At 41.1% G+C, this 21496-nt stretch carries 15 protein-coding genes, 9 tRNA genes and 3 rRNA genes; 3 read left to right on the top strand and 24 right to left on the bottom strand.

The genetic code is table 11. From position 1 onward, the window contains the following. Nucleotides 1-129: 129 nt before the first annotated feature. Entirely contained in the window at nt 130-1761 is a 1632-nt protein-coding gene (gene groL / locus ACMGGO_RS01625) for a chaperonin GroEL (protein ID WP_036075467.1), read from the bottom strand. Between the two features lie 129 nt (nt 1762-1890). After that, on the bottom strand, nt 1891-2175 hold the full coding sequence (gene groES, locus ACMGGO_RS01620) for a co-chaperone GroES (protein ID WP_004224358.1): 285 nt from the start codon (nt 2173-2175) through the stop codon (nt 1891-1893). Nucleotides 2176-2346: 171 nt separating this feature from the next. On the opposite strand from groES, the gene ACMGGO_RS01615 reads away from it, so the two are divergent. Beyond that, complete coding sequence (locus ACMGGO_RS01615; RefSeq protein WP_036075465.1) at nt 2347-3111, top strand: CPBP family intramembrane glutamic endopeptidase; 765 nt, start codon at nt 2347-2349, stop codon at nt 3109-3111. Between the two features lie 77 nt (nt 3112-3188). Here the strand turns inward: ACMGGO_RS01615 and tatC are convergent, their stop codons facing one another. The 3 genes from tatC to ACMGGO_RS01600 form a co-directional block, all read right to left on the bottom strand. Then, nucleotides 3189-4013, bottom strand: a complete 825-nt coding sequence (gene tatC, locus ACMGGO_RS01610) for a twin-arginine translocase subunit TatC (protein WP_048394925.1) — start codon at nt 4011-4013, stop codon at nt 3189-3191. A 17-nt stretch (nt 4014-4030) separates the two neighbouring features. Then, nucleotides 4031-4216, bottom strand: coding sequence for a twin-arginine translocase TatA/TatE family subunit (locus ACMGGO_RS01605; protein ID WP_008176991.1), 186 nt, complete (start codon nt 4214-4216; stop codon nt 4031-4033). A gap of 165 nt (nt 4217-4381) precedes the next feature. After that, on the bottom strand, nt 4382-5017 hold the full coding sequence (locus tag ACMGGO_RS01600; RefSeq protein WP_004224350.1) for a redox-sensing transcriptional repressor Rex: 636 nt from the start codon (nt 5015-5017) through the stop codon (nt 4382-4384). A 253-nt stretch (nt 5018-5270) separates the two neighbouring features. Here ACMGGO_RS01600 and ACMGGO_RS01595 point away from each other — a divergent pair, with 253 nt between their 5' ends. Further along, the gene (locus ACMGGO_RS01595; protein ID WP_066038145.1) at nt 5271-7214 is read left to right on the top strand and encodes an ATP-binding cassette domain-containing protein; all 1944 of its coding nucleotides are present in this window, start codon (nt 5271-5273) and stop codon (nt 7212-7214) included. A gap of 435 nt (nt 7215-7649) precedes the next feature. On the opposite strand, the gene tsaD is transcribed toward ACMGGO_RS01595, so the two are convergent. From tsaD to ACMGGO_RS01565, 6 genes are all read right to left on the bottom strand, one after another. Further along, nucleotides 7650-8666, bottom strand: a complete 1017-nt coding sequence (gene tsaD / locus ACMGGO_RS01590; protein WP_048394920.1) for a tRNA (adenosine(37)-N6)-threonylcarbamoyltransferase complex transferase subunit TsaD — start codon at nt 8664-8666, stop codon at nt 7650-7652. Continuing rightward, nucleotides 8666-9118, bottom strand: a complete 453-nt coding sequence (rimI, locus tag ACMGGO_RS01585; RefSeq protein ID WP_054548892.1) for a ribosomal protein S18-alanine N-acetyltransferase — start codon at nt 9116-9118, stop codon at nt 8666-8668. Before rimI ends, tsaD begins: the two co-directional genes overlap by 1 nt. After that, complete coding sequence (gene tsaB / locus ACMGGO_RS01580; protein WP_420281526.1) at nt 9111-9818, bottom strand: tRNA (adenosine(37)-N6)-threonylcarbamoyltransferase complex dimerization subunit type 1 TsaB; 708 nt, start codon at nt 9816-9818, stop codon at nt 9111-9113. Before tsaB ends, rimI begins: the two co-directional genes overlap by 8 nt. After that, a complete protein-coding gene (gene tsaE / locus ACMGGO_RS01575; protein ID WP_054548893.1) occupies nt 9815-10264 on the bottom strand; it encodes a tRNA (adenosine(37)-N6)-threonylcarbamoyltransferase complex ATPase subunit type 1 TsaE in 450 nt (149 codons plus the stop codon). Before tsaE ends, tsaB begins: the two co-directional genes overlap by 4 nt. Nucleotides 10265-10443: 179 nt before the next feature. Further along, nucleotides 10444-10782 carry a hypothetical protein gene (locus tag ACMGGO_RS01570; protein WP_048394912.1) on the bottom strand — a complete coding sequence of 113 codons (339 nt, stop codon included), beginning with the start codon at nt 10780-10782 and terminating at the stop codon, nt 10444-10446. A 467-nt stretch (nt 10783-11249) separates the two neighbouring features. Then, a tRNA-Asp gene (locus tag ACMGGO_RS01565) sits at nt 11250-11325 on the bottom strand. A 209-nt stretch (nt 11326-11534) separates the two neighbouring features. On the opposite strand from ACMGGO_RS01565, the gene ACMGGO_RS01560 reads away from it, so the two are divergent. Beyond that, nucleotides 11535-12599 carry a M24 family metallopeptidase gene (locus ACMGGO_RS01560; RefSeq protein WP_420281525.1) on the top strand — a complete coding sequence of 355 codons (1065 nt, stop codon included), beginning with the start codon at nt 11535-11537 and terminating at the stop codon, nt 12597-12599. Between the two features lie 159 nt (nt 12600-12758). On the opposite strand, the gene rrf is transcribed toward ACMGGO_RS01560, so the two are convergent. The 13 genes from rrf to ACMGGO_RS01495 form a co-directional block, all read right to left on the bottom strand. Then, nucleotides 12759-12874 (bottom strand): 5S ribosomal RNA (gene rrf, locus ACMGGO_RS01555). Nucleotides 12875-13065: 191 nt separating this feature from the next. Further along, nucleotides 13066-15993: ribosomal RNA gene (locus ACMGGO_RS01550) — 23S ribosomal RNA — on the bottom strand. A 181-nt stretch (nt 15994-16174) separates the two neighbouring features. Next, a 16S ribosomal RNA gene (locus tag ACMGGO_RS01545) occupies nt 16175-17726 on the bottom strand. The 16S, 23S and 5S rRNA genes sit together here with 8 tRNA genes alongside, the layout of an rRNA operon. A 195-nt stretch (nt 17727-17921) precedes the next feature. After that, a tRNA-Gly gene (locus ACMGGO_RS01540) sits at nt 17922-17995 on the bottom strand. 17 nt (nt 17996-18012) lie between these two features. After that, nucleotides 18013-18089: transfer RNA gene (locus tag ACMGGO_RS01535), tRNA-Arg, on the bottom strand. Nucleotides 18090-18111: 22 nt separating this feature from the next. Further along, nucleotides 18112-18197: transfer RNA gene (locus ACMGGO_RS01530), tRNA-Leu, on the bottom strand. Nucleotides 18198-18263: 66 nt separating this feature from the next. Beyond that, nucleotides 18264-18336 (bottom strand) — tRNA-Lys (locus tag ACMGGO_RS01525). 15 nt (nt 18337-18351) lie between these two features. Next, nucleotides 18352-18426: transfer RNA gene (locus tag ACMGGO_RS01520), tRNA-Gln, on the bottom strand. 5 nt (nt 18427-18431) lie between these two features. Continuing rightward, a tRNA-Asp gene (locus tag ACMGGO_RS01515) sits at nt 18432-18507 on the bottom strand. 30 nt (nt 18508-18537) lie between these two features. Then, a tRNA-Glu gene (locus ACMGGO_RS01510) sits at nt 18538-18609 on the bottom strand. 1 nt (nt 18610) lies between these two features. Continuing rightward, nucleotides 18611-18687, bottom strand: a tRNA-Asn gene (locus ACMGGO_RS01505). A gap of 91 nt (nt 18688-18778) precedes the next feature. Beyond that, on the bottom strand, nt 18779-19240 hold the full coding sequence (locus ACMGGO_RS01500; RefSeq protein ID WP_048394293.1) for a SprT family protein: 462 nt from the start codon (nt 19238-19240) through the stop codon (nt 18779-18781). 67 nt (nt 19241-19307) lie between these two features. Beyond that, complete coding sequence (locus ACMGGO_RS01495; RefSeq protein WP_311198642.1) at nt 19308-21479, bottom strand: Tex family protein; 2172 nt, start codon at nt 21477-21479, stop codon at nt 19308-19310. Nucleotides 21480-21496: the final 17 nt, after the last annotated feature.

The following is a 21496-nucleotide window of genomic DNA, read 5'->3' as shown; positions in this document are numbered from 1 at the left end:
CTAAGAAAATTTAAGGATTTTTATTTAAACTCTGTTCTAATAAAAAATCAAAATAAAAAACCACTTTCCATAAAACTATGGAAAGTGGTCATATTACTTAAAAGATTGTGCTTATAGGCTAACTAAATCTTACATCATTCCTGGCATACCGCCCATGCCGCTCATATCTGGCATTGCTGGTGCTGCTTCAGGGATATCTGCTACAACCGCTTCTGTTGTTAAGAATAGGGCTGCAACTGATGCTGCGTTTTGTAAAGCTGAGCGAGTTACTTTTGCTGGGTCTACTACGCCTGCTTCCATCATGTTTACCCATTCGCCAGTTGCTGCATTGAAACCAATGCCAACTTCTTCACGTTTTAGACGATCTACGATAATTGAGCCTTCAAGACCAGCATTATTAGCAATTTGACGAACTGGTTCTTCTAAAGCACGTAGAACGATTTTCACACCTGTAGCTACATCGCCTTCTACTGCTTCAGCCGCTTTTTCCACTGCTGCATAGACGTTAAGAAGTGCTGTACCACCACCTGATACGATACCTTCTTCAACAGCCGCACGAGTTGAGTTTAAAGCATCCTCAATACGAAGTTTACGCTCTTTCAGCTCTGTTTCTGTTGCAGCACCAACTTTGATAACTGCTACACCACCTGCTAATTTAGCAAGACGTTCTTGTAATTTTTCTTTATCGAACTCTGAAGTAGTTTCAGCAAGTTGTGCACGGATTTGACCAATGCGTGATTCAATCGCGTCTGCTCCGCCTACACCTTCAACGATTGTTGTGTTATCTTTTGTTACAACTACTTTTGCTGCACGACCAAGTGCAGAAATATCAGCGGATTTCAGGTCTAAGCCTAATTCTTCTGTAATCACTTGGCCACCTGTCAGGATAGCAATATCTTCAAGCATTGCTTTACGTCGATCACCGAAACCTGGTGCTTTTACTGCTACAGCATTAAATGTACCACGAAGTTTGTTCACAACAAGTGTTGCAAGAGCTTCACCTTCTACATCTTCAGCAATCATTAAAAGTGGACGACCTTGTTGCACCACTTGTTCTAATAATGGTAATACTTCTTGAATGTTTGTAATTTTTTTATCAGTAATTAAAATGTATGGGTTATCAAGAACCGCTTCCATTTTATCTGTGTCAGTTACCATGTAGTGAGAAGCATAACCACGATCAAACTGCATACCCTCAACTACATCTAACTCTGTTGTGAAGCCTTTTGATTCTTCAATTGTAATAACTCCATCGTTACCAACGCGTTCCATTGCTTCAGCGATTAGTTGTCCAACTTCATCATCTGCAGCAGAAATAGCAGCAACTTGTGCAATTTCTTCCTTATTGCTTACTGGGCGAGAAATAGCGTGTAATTCAGTAAGTGCTGCAGCAACTGCTTTATCGATACCTTTACGGATACCTACTGGATTTGCGCCAGCTGTAACGTTTTTCAAGCCTTCACGAATAATTGCTTGAGCTAATACTGTTGCTGTAGTTGTACCATCACCAGCGATTTCGTTTGTCTTAGAAGCAACTTCTGCTACTAATTTTGCTCCCATGTTTTCGTATGGGTTTTCTAGTTCGATTTCTTTAGCGATTGTCACACCATCATTTGTAATAAGTGGTGAACCGAATTTTTTTTCTAAAACAACATTACGTCCTTTTGGTCCTAATGTTACTTTTACTGCATTTGCTAATTTATCTACACCTTGTAACATTAATGAACGAGCGTCTTCTGAGAATTTAATATCTTTTGCCATGAGAATTTACCCTCCTGAAATGGAATATTCGTTAAGCTTCTTCAATATATTTATATCAATTTCACCTTATTGTCACATTTGTTATGCAAACAATAAGTATTCACCTTACGTAAGGTGCCTTTAAAGTTCTTATTCAATAATTGCAAGAATATCGCTTTCGCGTAAAATTAGGTATTCATTACCTTCAAATTTAACTTCTGTGCCAGCGTATTTAGAGAAAATAATGCGGTCGTCAACTTTAACGTCAAGCTCTACACGTTGCCCGTTCTCTAATACACGACCTGTCCCAACTGCTACTACTTTACCTTCTTGTGGTTTTTCTTTTGCAGAGTCAGGTAGTACAATACCGAATGCAGATTTTTCTTCTACCTCGATTAGTTCAATTACAATACGATCTCCTAGTGGTCTTAACAAGTGAAACAACCTCCTAATAGTTAAATAATTGTTGATATTTATTAGCACTCTATATCAATGAGTGCTAACACAATTATTATGATAATCAATCACTCTTTTTTTTGCAAGTCAGAACTTCAAAAAATTTTGTTTTCTTTCCATATTCCTCTACAATAGAAAGGAAGCATATGAATGGAAAGGATTTTGACTGTGACTAATTCTCAAAAAGTAACGAAACATAAAAAAACAGCCCTGTATGTTTTGCTGATTTATATCTTGATGCAAATCTCTAGCAGATGGTTGCTCTTACCGTTCCATAAGCTCATCATGAAGGTAACTGGTTTAGCTTCTGAACAAGCGGCTCCTATTACTCAAGGTTGGTATATTGCACTAAGTTTTGCAGTAGCGCTCATTTTAAGCTTAATCCTTACATCTCGAGATAAAGCATTTTGGAACATTTATCAAGGAAAAAAAGAAACGATACCTCTTACAATTGTGTGGGGAATCATCGGCTTCTTCCTAGTGTTCTTTGGACAAATGATTGGTGCAGCTATTGAGATGGCTGTTTTCGGTATTGAAGGAGGCTCACAAAATACTGCAGATATTGTCGCGATAGCTAAAGGTGCTCCCATCGCCATATTAGCAATTGTTGTATTCGGGCCAATCTTAGAAGAATTCGTCTTCCGTAGAGTGATCTTTGGCTCGCTTGTCCAAACAACAAATTTCTGGGTGGCAGCAATTGTGAGTGCCATTTTCTTTGCGATTATACACTTCGACTTCTCACATATCTTGCTTTATACCATTTGTGGTTTAATTTTCGCCTTTTTATATCACAAAACAAAGCGCATTTGGACGTCTATTATTGCACACGTCATGCTTAATGGATTTGTGACACTTGTACAATTCTATGCGGAACCATTGCAAAAGTTTCTTCAAGAACTCGAAAAAATGCAATAAATTTTTGTAAAGCGCTTGTAAGATGCAAAAATAACACAAAAGCTCGGTGTCCCATTTAGGGCACCGAGCTTTATTTATTACTGTTGATTCAATTCTTCTATTTGTCGTCGTTGCTGCTCAAGTGCTTCTTCAATCTGGCGCTTTTGCTCCGCTTCCTGTTCTTCTTTTAATCGAATCTCTTCGGATTTAAGATATTTCTTATAGCCAATTCGTGAAATCATAATACTAATTTCATACAAAATAAACAGCGGAACTGAAACCATTAAATGCGAAGCCAACTCAGGTGGTGCAATAATCGCAGCACATACAAATAAACCGAAGTACGAGTATTTACGAATACGAATTAGTAATTCCGGACTTAATATGCCAATTCGTGAAAAGAATAAAACAACAATTGGCAACTGGAAAAGGAAACCGAACGGTATTGTAAGCTTAAACAAGAATGTAAAATACTCATGTATACCAATGGTTTGCTGTATCTCCAAATCATTCGATAAATTCATCATGAATTTGATGACATATGGGAATAGTAAAAAGTACGAAAAAGATAACCCTGCAAGAAACAATAAAAATGAATACGGAATATAGCTTAGAGTTGCTTTACGCTCTACTTCCCTTAATCCAGGGCTAATAAACGACCATAATTGATACATCAACACGGGTGATGAAAGAATAAATGCAATTATAAAAACAACTTGTATATAAATTGCAAGTGGTGTGACTACATCAAATGCATGAAGCTCTATATTATATTTGGCTCCAGTCATTTGAAGGTATTTTACAAGTGGCTTTGCGACAAAAAAGGCGCCGGCCATAGCTAGAACAAAGAAAACGGCAACAATGAACAGCCGTTTTCTTAATTCTTCTATATGCTCAATGACAGTTAGATCTTTTGGATTCATTCCTCAAACATCCTAACTTACTTATCTAGTTCTTTCTTTTTCTTATCATCATCATCTTCGTCGGCTAAACCTTTAGTAGCATTTTTGAATTCACGTAGTGTTGAACCAAATGCCTTACCAAGCTCTGGTAACTTTTTAGGACCAAAAATTAGTAACGCGACAACTCCGATAATAATGAGGCTCATAGGACCAATACCACCCATTACAGCCACCTCCTCTTTATATCCATCATTTTAACGCATATTTCGCCATTTTGCTAACTAATTATATGTGAAAGTTTTTCGTCACACTCACTGATTTGACCTCATTTTATTTAAATTATCTATTTGACAGAAACGGTGAATTACACTAAAAAATATGTATGGTTTTCACTCTTCCTGATTACGAATTAAATAAATAAGCGCTTGCAACTCTACCGATAAATCGATGGTTAAAAGCTGCATTCTATCAGGTACTGTTAATCGCTCTGGCGTAAAGTTTAAAATTCCCTTTGCATTCATGGCTGCTAAGCGATCCGCCATTTTTTGAGCGGAGCGTGGTGAAACGGTTAAAATAGCAAGCTCTGCACCGTATTCTGCATATTTTTCTTCCAATAAATCTGGATGAAAAACCGGAATGTTACTGATCATTTTGCCATCCTTCGGTGCTTTTGAATCGAATGCTACCACAATATGTGTATTATGGTTTTTTTGAAAATTATATTTTAATAATGCACTGCCTAAATTCCCCACACCAATTAACGCTACTTTTGTCGTTTCATGTTGATCAAGCGTCTGGCTAAAAAATTGTAATAGATGCTGCACATCGTAGCCATAACCTTTTTTCCCAAGTGCACCAAAATAAGAAAAATCACGGCGAATAGTTGCAGAATCTATTTTCATCGCTTCACTCAATTCCTTCGACGAAATACGTTCCATACCTTCTTGTGCAAAGTTTTGAATAAATCGATAGTAAAGAGGAAGTCTTTTTGTAGTGGCTTGTGGAATTTTTAATTCTTGTTTCAAACTTTTTCCTCCTTATGATGTACCTCCATCAATTTTACTGTCTTTAACTACTAATTTTAATACATTCATCCTTAACAATATACAACATTTTTGCAATCCCCTGCTGTATTTCTCTTTAGTTAATGGCGCCTTATACGCAGCTAACTAAAAAGAAATCGTTTCAATCTTACATGACTGCTAGGAATAAGTAAAGCACGGACATTGCATGCAAATCGTTCATCCATTACACTAAGGTAGAATTGAGGTGTCAAGAATGATTGTTTTACAGGTCAATCAACTAACTAAATCCTTTCTTGCAGATGAAATTTTAAGTGGTGTTAAATTAGAAGTTCAACACCGTGACCGTGTTGCCTTAGTAGGACGAAACGGTGCAGGTAAATCTACTTTATTAAAAATAATTGCTGGTCAAATGTCTTATGATTCAGGTGATATCATTATCCCAAAGGATATTCAAATAGGCTATTTAGAGCAACATGCAGGATTAAACTCTACGCTAACAATTTGGAATGAAATGATGACTATATTTGAATCTCTTTTAGCCCAAGAACAGCTGCTACGCTCACTTGAACAACAAATGGCTGATCCTACTGTCTATGAAAACCCTACTATGTATGCGAAAGTTATGTCGGAATACGATCATTTACAGCATACGTTTAAAGATGCAGGTGGCTATCAATATGAATCAGACATACGGTCAGTCCTTCATGGTATGCAATTTTATTCCGAAGACTATGACAAACCCATCAGTTCCTTATCTGGTGGACAGCGCACACGTTTAGCACTTGCTAAGCTCTTACTTAGTAAACCAGATCTTTTAATTCTCGATGAGCCAACGAACCATTTAGATATCGAAACACTATCTTGGTTGGAATCCTATTTAAAGGGCTATGAAGGCGCTATTTTAATTGTTTCCCATGACCGCTACTTCTTAGACCAAGTCGTTTCTATTGTCTACGAAGTATCTCGTCATCGCGTTACCAAATATCCGGGTAATTATAGTGCATATTTAGATGAAAAAGCTAAAAATTATGAGCGTGATGTCAAACTCTATGAACGTCAGCAAGATGAAAAGGCCAAGCTAGAGGATTTTATCCAAAAAAATATTGCACGTGCTTCTACAACAAAAATGGCACAAAGTCGACGTAAAATGCTTGAACGTACCGAGTGGATGGAATCGCCAGATGGTGATGAGAAATCCGCTAGTTTCGGTTTCACGATTGAACGTCAAAGTGGAAATGATGTTTTATCTGTTGATGAATTAACGATAGGTTATAACGATCGTACCATTTCTAGTGGGATAAACCTCCGCACTTTTCGTGAGGATCGTATTGCCCTTGTTGGCCCAAACGGAGTTGGTAAATCGACATTATTAAAAACAATTGTAAAAGATTTATCCCCTCTTGGAGGTAGTATTCGTTATGGTACGAATGTACAAATCGGCTACTATGATCAAGAGCAAGCAAAGCTATCGAGCAATAAGAGTGTCCTAAAAGAATTATGGGATGAATGGCCACTCATGAACGAAAAAGATATTCGAACTGTATTAGGGCGTTTTCTTTTTAGTGGTGAAGATGTGGATAAAGCTGTATCCTCTTTATCGGGCGGTGAAAAAGCACGCCTTGCACTCGCAAAGCTAATGATGCAAAAGGCTAATTTCTTAATTCTAGATGAGCCTACCAATCATTTGGACTTAGATAGCAAAGAGGTATTAGAAAATGCCTTGATTGATTATCCAGGTACGCTTCTATTTGTCTCACACGACCGCTACTTCATTAATCGTATCGCAACAAAAGTGGTGGAGTTATCTGGAACGGGTTCATTTGAATATTTAGGTGACTACGATTATTACGTTGAGAAAAAGCAGGAACTATTGGAGCTAGCACAAATGAAGGCTGCCTCCCAACCACAAGTACAGCAAGACCTACCTGATAAAACCTCTACATCAAAAATTGATAAAGAAGCAAAAAAGCGTGAACGTCAAATTAGACGTACGATTGAAGATTTAGAAAGCAAGATGCAAGAAACATCTGCTATTGTTGCAAGACTAGAAGAAGCTCTTTGTGACTCTGCCATTTTTACCGACCATGAAAAAATTTCAATGCTTCAAGCAGAATTAGCAACTGCTAAAGAACAGCATGAGCTATTAGAATTAGAATGGCTTGAGTTAAATGAAGAACTTGAAAATATTAGTATGTAAATGATGTAAGCCATGTGAAAGGTCACATGGCTTTTTCTTTACTTGTCTTCATTTTTCATATATATTGGTCAAGTGCTATTTTTCGACAAAAAATGCCCACAGTTTTATTCACACTACAAATCTAGTAGTACCAACATATCAACAGAGTTTTCCACATTGTCCACAATGAAAATTTATTTTATCCACATTCTATCGGATAAAACCAGCTACTATATATTGAATAATCACAAGTTATACACAAGTTATCAACAATTTGTGCATAAGTACGCGTGTTCGCCATTTAATTCGCTCCTTTACCTGTGGATAATTTTCTGAAAAATTTGTCAATTGTGATGCCTCTACTGACTATTCCCTTAGCACGGTTCTTTTTTATCAACAATTATTCGACAATTAAAAAAAAGAGATATCTAAAAATATAGATACCTCTTTCCTATACTATACCCAGGATTTTAACTCCATTCCTGGACGTCCATTCATCATTAAGTTTCCTCGAATACCAGCCTCAAACATCGGCATAGCTGCTGCCCCAATCATTGCCGCATTATCAGTACACAATTTAAGCGGCGGTACAAAAAACGGGATACCTTCCTCTTCAAATACAGTCTCCAAAGAAATTCGCAAACCCTTATTTGCTGCTACACCTCCAGCTGCAATAACCTGTTTCACCTGATATTCGCGAGCAGCACGTAATGTCTTAGCAGTCAGTACTTCAACAACACTTTCCTGAAAGCCCTTGGCGACAGCTGCTGGTGAAATGGCTTCACCTCGTTGATCCATATTATGTTTATAATTGATGACAGCTGATTTTAAACCGCTAAAGCTAAAATCATATGAATCCTCTTCCAACCATACTCTTGGAAAAGGAACAGCCTCTCCTTCCTCATGAGCAAGACGATCAATATGTGGTCCACCAGGATAAGGTAAATTTAAAACACGCGCCACTTTATCATAAGCTTCACCAGCTGCATCATCTCGTGTTTCACCAATGACTTCAAAAGAGCCATGTTCCTTCATATAGACAAGCTCTGTATGACCGCCTGAAACTACTAGTGCTAATAAAGGGAACTCCATCGGCTGAACAAGCGCATTGGCATAAATATGCCCTGCAATATGATGCACACCTACAATTGGTAGGTTATTCGCAAAGGCAAAAGCCTTCGCTGCATTAATACCAATCAACAATGCCCCTACAAGACCCGGACCCTCTGTAACAGCAACCGCATCCAAATCTACCGGCTTTAAATTTGCTTGAGCTAATGCTTCTTCAATTACCATCGTAATTTGTTCAACGTGATGGCGTGATGCAATTTCAGGAACAACGCCACCAAATCGCTTATGACTCTCTATTTGAGAAGCAACAACATTCGACACGATTTCATGACCATTTCGTATAATCGCTGCAGCTGTTTCATCACAGCTTGATTCTATTGCTAATATCAATCCATTATTCATTATAAATTCACCCACATGACAAGGGCATCCTCCCCGTTATCCGTATAATAACCTTTCCGTATACCACCATCTTGGAATTGGAGCTTACGATAAAGATTTTGTGCAACTGTGTTCGTTACTCGTACCTCCAATGTCATAACCTCCATTCCATGTAAACGAGCTATTTGCATTGCCTCACGCATTAATCCCTCGCCTATACCTCGTCCACGAGCTGCCTCAATAACTGCTACATTCGTAATTTGGGCTGCATCTATAACCATCCACATCCCGCAAAAACCAATAATACTTCCACTTGCATCAACAGCCAGCACATAATGGGCATACTGATTTTCATGTACTTCATAGTAAAAGGAATCCAACGTCCAAGGTACAGGAAATGAAGCTACTTCAATTTCATAAACTGCTGGTACATCATCAGAAACCATTTTACGATAAGTTACATCACTACTCATGTTCTTTCTCCTTCTGTTCTTTCAGCCAATTTGCTTCAGCCTCTGCAATTCGTTTATATTGTGGGACAAAGTGATGAGTAGCTTCAACACTCGGTAATCCCACTTTAGTTCCTACACGAATAACTTCCGTTGCACGTGGCAAGTCAAGACTAAAAGGTGCACGAAAAGCGTTATCGCCAAGCTCCTCTACAATGTTATCCCAAAATAAGCCCACATCTGTTCCTACAAATAAAATAGGTGCATCTAATGCCCTTAAACGCTCTAATAAATCAGCGATATGTGCATGATGATCCTCCACAAGAGCCTCTAGAGTCACTCCTTGATAAACAGCTGTATAAACATTATCTCTTCTTGCATCAAAAATTGGACAAATTAATCCATTATAAAGGGTAGCATTTGCAGCTAATGCTTTTAAGCTAGAGACACCAACTAAAGGTATCTGTAATGTCCATGCTAGGGTTTTCGCTAATGTTACACCTATACGGACCCCTGTATACGAACCTGGCCCTTCAGACACTGCAATAACATCCAAGTCGCCTGCCTTCAAACCTGCTCTTGCTAATACCTCTTCAATAGCGGGCATTGCGCCTGCTGAATGTGTTAATTTTATATTTTGTACCAGCTCAGCTACCACTTTTCCATCCCTCACAATAGCAACGGAAAGTGGTGTATTCGCTGTTTCTATTCCTAACCAAATCATTTCATTAGCTCCTCACATAGTGCCTCATAGCGTTCCCCACTAGGTATTAACACAAATCGTCGTTCATTGTCTCCGATTCGATAAATCTCTATCGCTAATCGATTCTGTGGCAAATCCTGTTCTATTAAATGCGCCCACTCTACCACTGATACTGCATCTCCATAAAATAATTCATCCCAACCAAGGTCCTCGTCACTTTCAGCCAAACGATAAACATCTAAATGATTGAAGGGTAAACGTCCTTCATACTGTTTAATGATTGTAAATGTTGGACTGTTGACCGTTCTTTTCACACCAAGCCCTTTTGCTAAGGCCTTCGTAAACGTTGTCTTGCCTGCACCCAAATCTCCTTCTAATGTAATCGTATCTTGAGCTTCTAGTAATTTTGCAAGTGTCACGGCAAAACGCTCTGTATCATCAACTGAATTCATGATTATTTCATACATTCTCATTTTTCCTCTCATCACTACATTACCTCTAGTTTACCTAAACTAGCGAAAATGTTCAAAGCATCCAATATCATTATATCCTACATAGATTATCTTCGTTAAAAAGCCTAATTTTATGACATGGTAGCCATTTAAATAAAAAAACACGCCTTCTTTTACAAAGACGTGACAACTATTTATCTGTTTGAATGACCTTTCACTGCTATGATTTCTTTGCCAATTAGTTTATCATCCTTAAATTTTACTATATAGGCCTGTGTCATCAAGATTTCATCATTCCAACGATATTCATTATTTTTGATTTTTTTACCTGCGCCGCCTGCTGCTTCTACTACCTCAATATATGACATATCATTTTTTAATTTCTCAAATTCTACTTCGTTCATATTTTTTTGCCAGTGATACGCATTTGATTCTTCAATCTCCATAATAGGATCTCCACAGCCTACCATCATTATCATGGAACCAATAAGCAAAGGGAAATAAATACTTTTAAAAGAATAATCTTTGCTCATATAAACACCTCCGTAGCCAATCCGATTACTTCTACTTTTTTACCCCTAATCTTTATATTAGAAACATCTCTAATTTTACCTTATAGAAACGCTATCATTTATCGGTAATTTTTACTATTTTTAGATAATGTTAAATATATGAAATTCGCTATGCTTATGGCAATATTATCGATCATTTCACAGCGATTTAAGCCATTTTTTAGATATACTTGATATGTTTTAGGGAAATAGATGTTGTTTATGAAATAATAAAGGGAAGTTGGTCTCAAATACTTCACAGAATGTTATGCTTTTAGCCTCTGTGTTTCTACTAGGCAGTGTTGATCCTTTCGACATTATTCATTTGTCATGTAATTTCTACTTAATTTACTGATAAATTCCTGAAAGATGAATTGGATCCATACTCCAATCACATACAAAAAAGTCCCTATGATGTAAAATCATAAGGACTGTAATATCAATTTAAATGGCGGTCCCGACCGGGATCGAACCGGCGATCTCCTGCGTGACAGGCAGGCATGTTAACCGCTACACCACGGGACCTCTTTAAGACATTTATAAATATATCATAGAAAATATAGATATACAATATCTTTTTTCACATTTTTTTAATATATTTTCCAACACTCTTTAATCTAGGGTAGAGGTTATCCTGCAATGCATTTTCCACATAATCAACATCTAATTTCATATAAGCTCTAAACATGATACAAATTTTGCAGTATATTTAACTTTGAAGGGGGAAACATAACATGTCAAAATTAGAACAATTACAAGCAGCCTTACAGCTCCACAATACCGATGCAATTATTATCACAAATGCTCAAAATCGTCTCTATCTAACAGGTTTTACAGGTAGTGCAGGTACAGTTATTGTAACAAAGACACGCGCACTTTTATTAGTAGACTTCCGCTACACACAGCAAGCAACAAATCAGTGTGACACCTTTGAAGTACTAGAGATTGATCGCAACCATTTATATGAAAACATTCAGGAAATTCTTGAACAGGAATTAATTCAAACTGTTGGTTTTGAGCAACATCATGTAACTTATTTTAGCTATCAATTAATGAAGAGCAAATTGACAGCTATATTAAAACCAATGCCTACTATTGTAGAAGATTTACGGATGATTAAAACACCAGAAGAAATTGAAATAATTAAGAAAGCAGCATGGATTTCCGATGAGGCGTTTAATCATATTCTGACATTCATCAAACCAGGTATTTCAGAACTTGAGATTGCCTATGAATTAGAGTCTCATATGCGAAAAAATGGTGCAACAGGTGCAGCCTTCGATATGATTATTGCTTCTGGCCATCGTTCAGCACTCCCACATGGCATAGCATCCTCTAAAATAGTGGAGCAAGGTGACATGTTGACAATGGATTTTGGTGCTTACTACCGAGGTTATCGTTCTGATATGACAAGAACGATTGCTGTTGGAGAACCATTAGAGCAATTAAAAGAAGTATATCAAATAGTTTATGGTGCCTTACAGCATGCCCTTTCCAATATGAAGGCTGGTATAACTGGACAAGAGGCCGATAGTTATTCACGAGACTACATTACTAAAAAGGGATATGGACAAAATTACGGACACGGTGCAGGACATGGTATAGGCTTAGATATCCATGAAAACATATTTATGTCTACCATATGTAAAGACATGTTAGAAGAAAATATGGTACTAACTGTCGAACCGGGTATTTATATACCTAATGTAGGTGGTGTTCGAATCGAGGATGATGTTATCGTTACAAAAGAAGGTGTGGAAGTCATCACTCACTCTCCTAAGGAACTCATTATTTTATAGCCCATTAAAGTGATGTTTTATATGGAGATATCATTAAAGAAGTTTAGCTGCTTACTTTGATATATAACAAATGTTTTAAAGAGTAAGTACAATAAATTCTTTGTACTTACTCTTTTTATAAAAGAAAAAACAGCCAACACACAGCTGACTGTTTTGTTTGCCTAGCGACGTCCTACTCTCACAGGGGGAAGCCCCCAACTACCATCGGCGCTAAAGAGCTTAACTTCCGTGTTCGGTATGGGAACGGGTGTGACCTCTTTGCCATCATCACTAGACTTATGCGACCTCCAATACACGGCGTATTACTGCGTCAGCTGCTCTCGTTCAATCAGTCACGTACAGAAGTACGCTCCTTCAATCACTCGTTTGCTTCCTTGTACTACTTGTGTCTTGAAGCTCTCTTTTTTTGTTGAAAGATTTATTCTTTCAAAACTGGATAAACGGTGCATTGAATGTTTCAAACGTTTTGGTTAAGTCCTCGATCGATTAGTATTCGTCAGCTCCATGTGTCACCACACTTCCACCTCGAACCTATCTACCTCATCGTCTTTGAGGGATCTTACTTACTTGCGTAATGGGAAATCTCATCTTGAGGGGGGCTTCATGCTTAGATGCTTTCAGCACTTATCCCGTCCACACATAGCTACCCAGCGATGCCTTTGGCAAGACAACTGGTACACCAGCGGTGTGTCCATCCCGGTCCTCTCGTACTAAGGACAGCTCCTCTCAAATTTCCTACGCCCACGACGGATAGGGACCGAACTGTCTCACGACGTTCTGAACCCAGCTCGCGTACCGCTTTAATGGGCGAACAGCCCAACCCTTGGGACCGACTACAGCCCCAGGATGCGATGAGCCGACATCGAGGTGCCAAACCTCCCCGTCGATGTGGACTCTTGGGGGAGATAAGCCTGTTATCCCCGGGGTAGCTTTTATCCGTTGAGCGATGGCCCTTCCATGCGGAACCACCGGATCACTAAGCCCGTCTTTCGACCCTGCTCGACTTGTAGGTCTCGCAGTCAAGCTCCCTTGTGCCTTTACACTCTACGAATGATTTCCAACCATTCTGAGGGAACCTTTGGGCGCCTCCGTTACCTTTTAGGAGGCGACCGCCCCAGTCAAACTGTCCGCCTGACACTGTCTCCTGCCCCGCTAAGGGGCATGGGTTAGAATTTCAATACAACCAGGGTAGTATCCCACCGACGCCTCCTTCGAAGCTGGCGCTCCGAGATCTCTGGCTCCTACCTATCCTGTACAAGTTGTACCAAAATTCAATATCAGGCTACAGTAAAGCTCCACGGGGTCTTTCCGTCCTGTCGCGGGTAACCTGCATCTTCACAGGTACTATAATTTCACCGAGTCTCTCGTTGAGACAGTGCCCAGATCGTTACGCCTTTCGTGCGGGTCGGAACTTACCCGACAAGGAATTTCGCTACCTTAGGACCGTTATAGTTACGGCCGCCGTTTACTGGGGCTTCAATTCGCAGCTTCGCTTGCGCTAACCACTCCTCTTAACCTTCCAGCACCGGGCAGGCGTCAGCCCCTATACGTCACCTTACGGTTTTGCAGAGACCTGTGTTTTTGCTAAACAGTCGCCTGGGCCTATTCACTGCGGCTCTCATGCGCTTGCACGCTCAAGAGCACCCCTTCTCCCGAAGTTACGGGGTCATTTTGCCGAGTTCCTTAACGAGAGTTCTCTCGCACACCTTAGGATTCTCTCCTCGACTACCTGTGTCGGTTTGCGGTACGGGCACCTCTCACCTCGATAGAGGCTTTTCTTGGCAGTGTGAAATCAGGAACTTCGTCCATACGGACTCGCCATCACAGCTCAACGTTACAGTGTGCGGATTTGCCTACACACACGCCTTACTGCTTGGACGCGCACAACCAACGGCGCGCTTACCCTATCCTACTGCGTCCCCCCATTTCTCAAACGGTGAGGAGGTGGTACAGGAATATCAACCTGTTGTCCATCGCCTACGCCTATCGGCCTCGGCTTAGGTCCCGACTAACCCTGAGCGGACGAGCCTTCCTCAGGAAACCTTAGTCATACGGTGGACGGGATTCTCACCCGTCTTTCGCTACTCATACCGGCATTCTCACTTCTAAGCGCTCCACCAGTCCTTCCGATCTGACTTCAACGCACTTAGAACGCTCTCCTACCACTGACATCGTAGATGTCAATCCACAGCTTCGGTGAATCGTTTAGCCCCGATACATTTTCGGCGCAGCGTCACTCGACCAGTGAGCTATTACGCACTCTTTAAATGATGGCTGCTTCTAAGCCAACATCCTGGTTGTCTGTGCAACGCCACATCCTTTTCCACTTAACGATTACTTTGGGACCTTAGCTGGTGGTCTGGGCTGTTTCCCTTTTGACTACGGATCTTATCACTCGCAGTCTGACTCCCGTGTATAAATATCTGGCATTCGGAGTTTGTCTGAATTCGGTAAACCGGGATGGCCCCCTAGTCCAAACAGTGCTCTACCTCCAGTATTCTCATCACGAGGCTAGCCCTAAAGCTATTTCGGAGAGAACCAGCTATCTCCAAGTTCGATTGGAATTTCTCCGCTACCCACACCTCATCCCCGCACTTTTCAACGTGCGTGGGTTCGGGCCTCCAGTAAGTGTTACCTCACCTTCACCCTGGACATGGGTAGATCACCTGGTTTCGGGTCTACGACCACGTACTATTTCGCCCTATTCAGACTCGCTTTCGCTGCGGCTCCGCCTTCTAAAGCTTAACCTCGCACGTAATCGTAACTCGCCGGTTCATTCTACAAAAGGCACGCTATCACCCATTAACGGGCTCTAACTACTTGTAGGCACACGGTTTCAGGATCTCTTTCACTCCCCTTCCGGGGTGCTTTTCACCTTTCCCTCACGGTACTGGTTCACTATCGGTCACTAGGTAGTATTTAGCCTTGGGAGATGGTCCTCCCGGATTCCGACGGAATTTCACGTGTTCCGCCGTACTCAGGATCCACTCAGGAGAGAACGAACTTTCGACTACAGGGCTTTTACCTGCTCTGGCGGACCTTTCCAAGTCGCTTCATCTAACTCGCTCTTTTGTAACTCCGTATAGAGTGTCCTACAACCCCAAGAGGCAAGCCTCTTGGTTTGGGCTCTTCCCGTTTCGCTCGCCGCTACTCAGGGAATCGATTTTTCTTTCTCTTCCTCCAGGTACTTAGATGTTTCAGTTCCCTGGGTCTGCCTTCAAGACGCTATGTATTCACGTCAAGATACTACGCGATTAAACGTAGTGGGTTCCCCCATTCGGAAATCTCCGGATCAAAGCTCACTTACAGCTCCCCGAAGCATATCGGTGTTAGTGCCGTCCTTCTTCGGCTCCTAGTGCCAAGGCATTCGCCGTGCGCCCTTAATAACTTAACCAAGTTATTAAGCCTATAAAAAACTTAAAAAATAAATGTGTTTGTTACAATTTCAATGTCGTTTTATCCAGTTTTCAAAGAACAAGTTTTGAAGTGTTTCATTCAGATAGAATGAACCTTCAAAACTGAACGCAAAACGTAATCTTACAAACCCAAGGTTTGTATTCCGAAATAATCCTTAGAAAGGAGGTGATCCAGCCGCACCTTCCGATACGGCTACCTTGTTACGACTTCACCCCAATCATCTATCCCACCTTCGGCGGCTGGCTCCAAAAGGTTACCTCACCGACTTCGGGTGTTACAAACTCTCGTGGTGTGACGGGCGGTGTGTACAAGGCCCGGGAACGTATTCACCGCGGCATGCTGATCCGCGATTACTAGCGATTCCGGCTTCATGTAGGCGAGTTGCAGCCTACAATCCGAACTGAGAACGACTTTATCGGATTAGCTCCCTCTCGCGAGTTGGCAACCGTTTGTATCGTCCATTGTAGCACGTGTGTAGCCCAGGTCATAAGGGGCATGATGATTTGACGTCATCCCCACCTTCCTCCGGTTTGTCACCGGCAGTCACCTTAGAGTGCCCAACTAAATGATGGCAACTAAGATCAAGGGTTGCGCTCGTTGCGGGACTTAACCCAACATCTCACGACACGAGCTGACGACAACCATGCACCACCTGTCACCGTTGCCCCCGAAGGGGAAACTATATCTCTACAGTGGTCAACGGGATGTCAAGACCTGGTAAGGTTCTTCGCGTTGCTTCGAATTAAACCACATGCTCCACCGCTTGTGCGGGCCCCCGTCAATTCCTTTGAGTTTCAGTCTTGCGACCGTACTCCCCAGGCGGAGTGCTTAATGCGTTAGCTGCAGCACTAAGGGGCGGAAACCCCCTAACACTTAGCACTCATTGTTTACGGCGTGGACTACCAGGGTATCTAATCCTGTTTGCTCCCCACGCTTTCGCGCCTCAGCGTCAGTTACAGACCAGAAAGTCGCCTTCGCCACTGGTGTTCCTCCAAATCTCTACGCATTTCACCGCTACACTTGGAATTCCACTTTCCTCTTCTGCACTCAAGTCCCCCAGTTTCCAATGACCCTCCACGGTTGAGCCGTGGGCTTTCACATCAGACTTAAAGGACCGCCTGCGCGCGCTTTACGCCCAATAATTCCGGACAACGCTTGCCACCTACGTATTACCGCGGCTGCTGGCACGTAGTTAGCCGTGGCTTTCTAATAAGGTACCGTCAAGGTACAGCCAGTTACTACTGTACTTGTTCTTCCCTTACAACAGAGTTTTACGATCCGAAAACCTTCTTCACTCACGCGGCGTTGCTCCATCAGGCTTTCGCCCATTGTGGAAGATTCCCTACTGCTGCCTCCCGTAGGAGTCTGGGCCGTGTCTCAGTCCCAGTGTGGCCGATCACCCTCTCAGGTCGGCTACGCATCGTCGCCTTGGTGAGCCGTTACCTCACCAACTAGCTAATGCGCCGCGGGCCCATCCTATAGCGACAGCCGAAACCGTCTTTCAGTCTTTCACCATGAAGCAAAAGAGATTATTCGGTATTAGCCCCGGTTTCCCGGAGTTATCCCAAACTATAGGGTAGGTTGCCCACGTGTTACTCACCCGTCCGCCGCTAACGTCAAAGGAGCAAGCTCCTTTTCTGTTCGCTCGACTTGCATGTATTAGGCACGCCGCCAGCGTTCGTCCTGAGCCAGGATCAAACTCTCCATAAAAGAAATTTGATTAGCTCAAATTGTTTTGCTGGCATCATGTTTGATGTCCAAAATTGTGTTTTGTTCACTAGCAAAACTAGCTACTTAAAACTTTATTGATTACGTTTTGCTTGTTCAGTTTTCAAGGTTCATGTCATCGCCCTTTTGGACAACTATTTAAATTTACCATACAACCAAGAGGTTGTCAACACTTTTTGGAGCGGGTGATGAGAATCGAACTCACGACATCAGCTTGGAAGGCTGAGGTTTTACCATTAAACTACACCCGCATATATTTTCTTGAAAATGGCGCGCCCGGCAGGAGTCGAACCCACAACCTTCTGATCCGTAGTCAGACGCTCTATCCAATTGAGCTACGGGCGCATATGAAATTAATTAATTGACTTGGTGCGGCCGAGAGGACTTGAACCTCCACGGGGTTGCCCCCACTAGGCCCTCAACCTAGCGCGTCTGCCGTTCCGCCACGACCGCATTCAATTAGTAACTTTTTTATTATACTATGATAATTCAAAAAGTCAACTCTTTTTCTTAAAGAGATGAGCCATGAAGGACTCGAACCTTCGACCCTCTGATTAAAAGTCAGATGCTCTACCAACTGAGCTAATGGCTCGAATTAAGAAATGAATGGCTGGGGTACTAGGATTCGAACCTAGGCATGACGGAATCAAAATCCGTTGCCTTACCGCTTGGCTATACCCCAATAAGTGGCGGTCCCGACCGGGATCGAACCGGCGATCTCCTGCGTGACAGGCAGGCATGTTAACCGCTACACCACGGGACCAAAATATTATTTACATTAAATTATGAAAAATGACCCCTACGGGATTCGAACCCGTGTTACCGCCGTGAAAGGGCGGTGTCTTAACCACTTGACCAAGGGGCCATGGCTCCGAAGGCAGGACTCGAACCTGCGACAACCTGATTAACAGTCAGGTGCTACTACCAACTGAGCTACTTCGGAATAATTCATGTTATGTTGTCGTCGTTATCTTGTCGACTTTTACTATTATAGGGACAACTCAACAAAACGTCAACTATTTTTTAAACTTTTTTTACTCTACTAATTTTAATTTCCCCAAACACTTACTGCAACAATACCTTTCAACATTCATTTTTATTTTCCGTATATATAATTGGTGGCAATTGACACAAGTATATGTATAGCGTCGTCGTTGTTTTTTAACTGTAGCTTTCGGGACATGTAAAACTGCGCAAAATCGAGGGGCATCTACTTTCCTTAATAATTCTCTAAAATCTTTATCTCGATGCTGATACCCTTTACCTTCAATATGTAGGTGATAATGGCATAATTCGTGTAAAACAATACCTTGAATCTCTTTCAAACCGTATAACTCATAGGCTTTAGGATTAATCTCAATATTATGGGATTGTAAAAGATATCGTCCTCCCGTTGACCGTAATCTCGGATTAAAGTAGGCTTGATGCAGAAAAGGCCTCTGAAAGTTTTCTAAAGATAAGCGACGAACAAGCTCTTGTAATTCTTGATTGTCCACAGTAATCACCTCTAACAACAAGAATACCACACTGCGTAGTATAGACAGTGTGGCAAAAATTTAGTACTCAAACTAATGCTTGATTTTTAGGAGGAAGCATCGTTAAAGAGATACGTCCTTTCGTTACATCTATTTGTTCAACCCAGACAGTTACAATATCCCCAAGTGCCACAACTTCTAATGGATGCTTAATACGTTTATTTTGGAGTTTAGAAATATGCACAAGTCCATCTTGCTTCACGCCAATGTCAACAAATGCGCCGAAATCTACTACATTTCTTACCGTCCCCTGCAATTCCATACCTACTTTTAAATCTTCCATTTTTAATACATCAGTCTTAAGCAATGGTTGTGGGAATGCATCACGTGGGTCACGACTAGGTTTCATTAAGGTATCCACGATATCTTGAATTGTCACAACTCCTACTCCAAGCACATCACTTAATTTTTGGATATTTAGTGCTGCAATAGCATCCTCTGCCTTCTGTGTCCCTAACTCTTTTTTATCTATTTGAGCCTCTGCTAATATTTGCTCAGCAAGGGCATAGCTCTCAGGATGAATACCTGTAGCATCAAACGGATTTTTTGCTTCTGGGACACGTAGGAAACCAATAGCTTGTTCATACGTTTTGGCGCCTAACCTTGGAATCTTCTTTAATTGCGCACGTGTAGTAAATTGACCATTTTCCTCTCGCGTCTTTACGATATTCTCTGCAACAGTTTTTGATAGACCAGAAACATATTGTAAGAGTGATGATGAAGCCGTATTTACATCTACACCAACTTGGTTAACAGCTGTTTCTACTATAAAAGATAGCGATTCATTTAATTTTTTTTGAGAAACATCATGCTGATACTGACCTACACCCACAGCTTTTGGTTCAATTTTCACTAACTCTGATAAAGGATCCTGTAAGCGACGTGCAATGGAGACAGCACTACGTTGTTCAACCTGTAAATCAGGAAATTCTGTACGTGCAATTTCAGACGCTGAATAAACAGATGCCCCCGCTTCATTGACAATCACATAGGCTATGTCAGTAGTAAGTTCATTTAATACATCCGCGATAAATTGTTCTGTCTCCCGAGATGCTGTACCATTACCAATGGCAATTATACTTATTGGATACTTTGCCAAAATTCCTTTTACAATAGCTTTGGATTTTGCCACATCTGGTTTCGGTGGATGTGGGTAAATAGCTGTAACCTCAAGCATTTTCCCAGTTTCATCTACAACCGCCAGCTTGCAACCTGTACGGTAAGCTGGATCAACCCCTAAAACATATTTACCTTTCATAGGTGGTTGTAGCAATAGGTTACGTAAATTTTCAGAAAAAATATGAATAGCCTGTGCCTCAGCTTTTTCTGTAAGCTCGTTTCGTAATTCCCTTTCAATTGAAGGCTGAATTAAACGCTTGTACGAATCCTCGATTGCTAGTTTAACTTCTGCAATAGCAGGAGACGAACCAGTTGCAGGTATCCATTCTTTCCACATAATCATTAATACTCGGTCCACCGGCACATGAATAGAAACCTTTAAGATTTCTTCTTTCTCTCCTCGGTTTATTGCTAAAATACGGTGTGGTACAATGCGACTAACAGGCTCTTCATATTCGTAATACATTTCAAAAACATTTTTCTCGTCGATTTCTGTATTTTTCACAGACGTCACAAGAATTCCATCTTTCCATGAATAAGCTCGGATTTTTTCACGAATAGAGGCATCGTCCGCAAAACGTTCTGCTAATATATCTCGAGCTCCTATCAGGGCTTCTTCCGTATTAGCAACTTGTTCGTTGTCCACAAAGTCAGTTGCTAATTGCTCTAATGCATCATCACTAAATGCTAACAGGAGATCTGCAAGAGGCTCTAAACCTTTCTCTTTTGCAATCGTCGCCTTTGTACGTCGTTTTTGCTTATAAGGTCTATATAAATCCTCAACACGTTGTAAGATTGTTGCAGAAAGAATAGCCTGCTCTAATTCTGGTGTAAGCTTTTCTTGCTCTTGGATTAATCGTATAACTTCTTCTTTTCGTTGTTCAAGTTGCTGTATGTAGTGATAACGATCTTCTACAGCTTTAATTTGCACCTCATCAAGTGATCCTGTAACCTCTTTTCGATAGCGCGCAATAAATGGTACCGTATTTCCCTCTTCTAATAAGTTAATAACAGCTTCTACTTGCCCTGGTTTGACTGCTACATCCTTTGCAATGAGCTGTAACATTTGCTTTTGCTCCACATCATCACTACCTTTTT

The sequence above is a fragment of the Lysinibacillus sp. BNK-21 genome, assembly GCF_048684915.1.
Lineage (GTDB): Bacteria > Bacillota > Bacilli > Bacillales_A > Planococcaceae > Lysinibacillus > Lysinibacillus capsici.
This window is presented reverse-complemented; position numbering and strand designations above follow the sequence as displayed.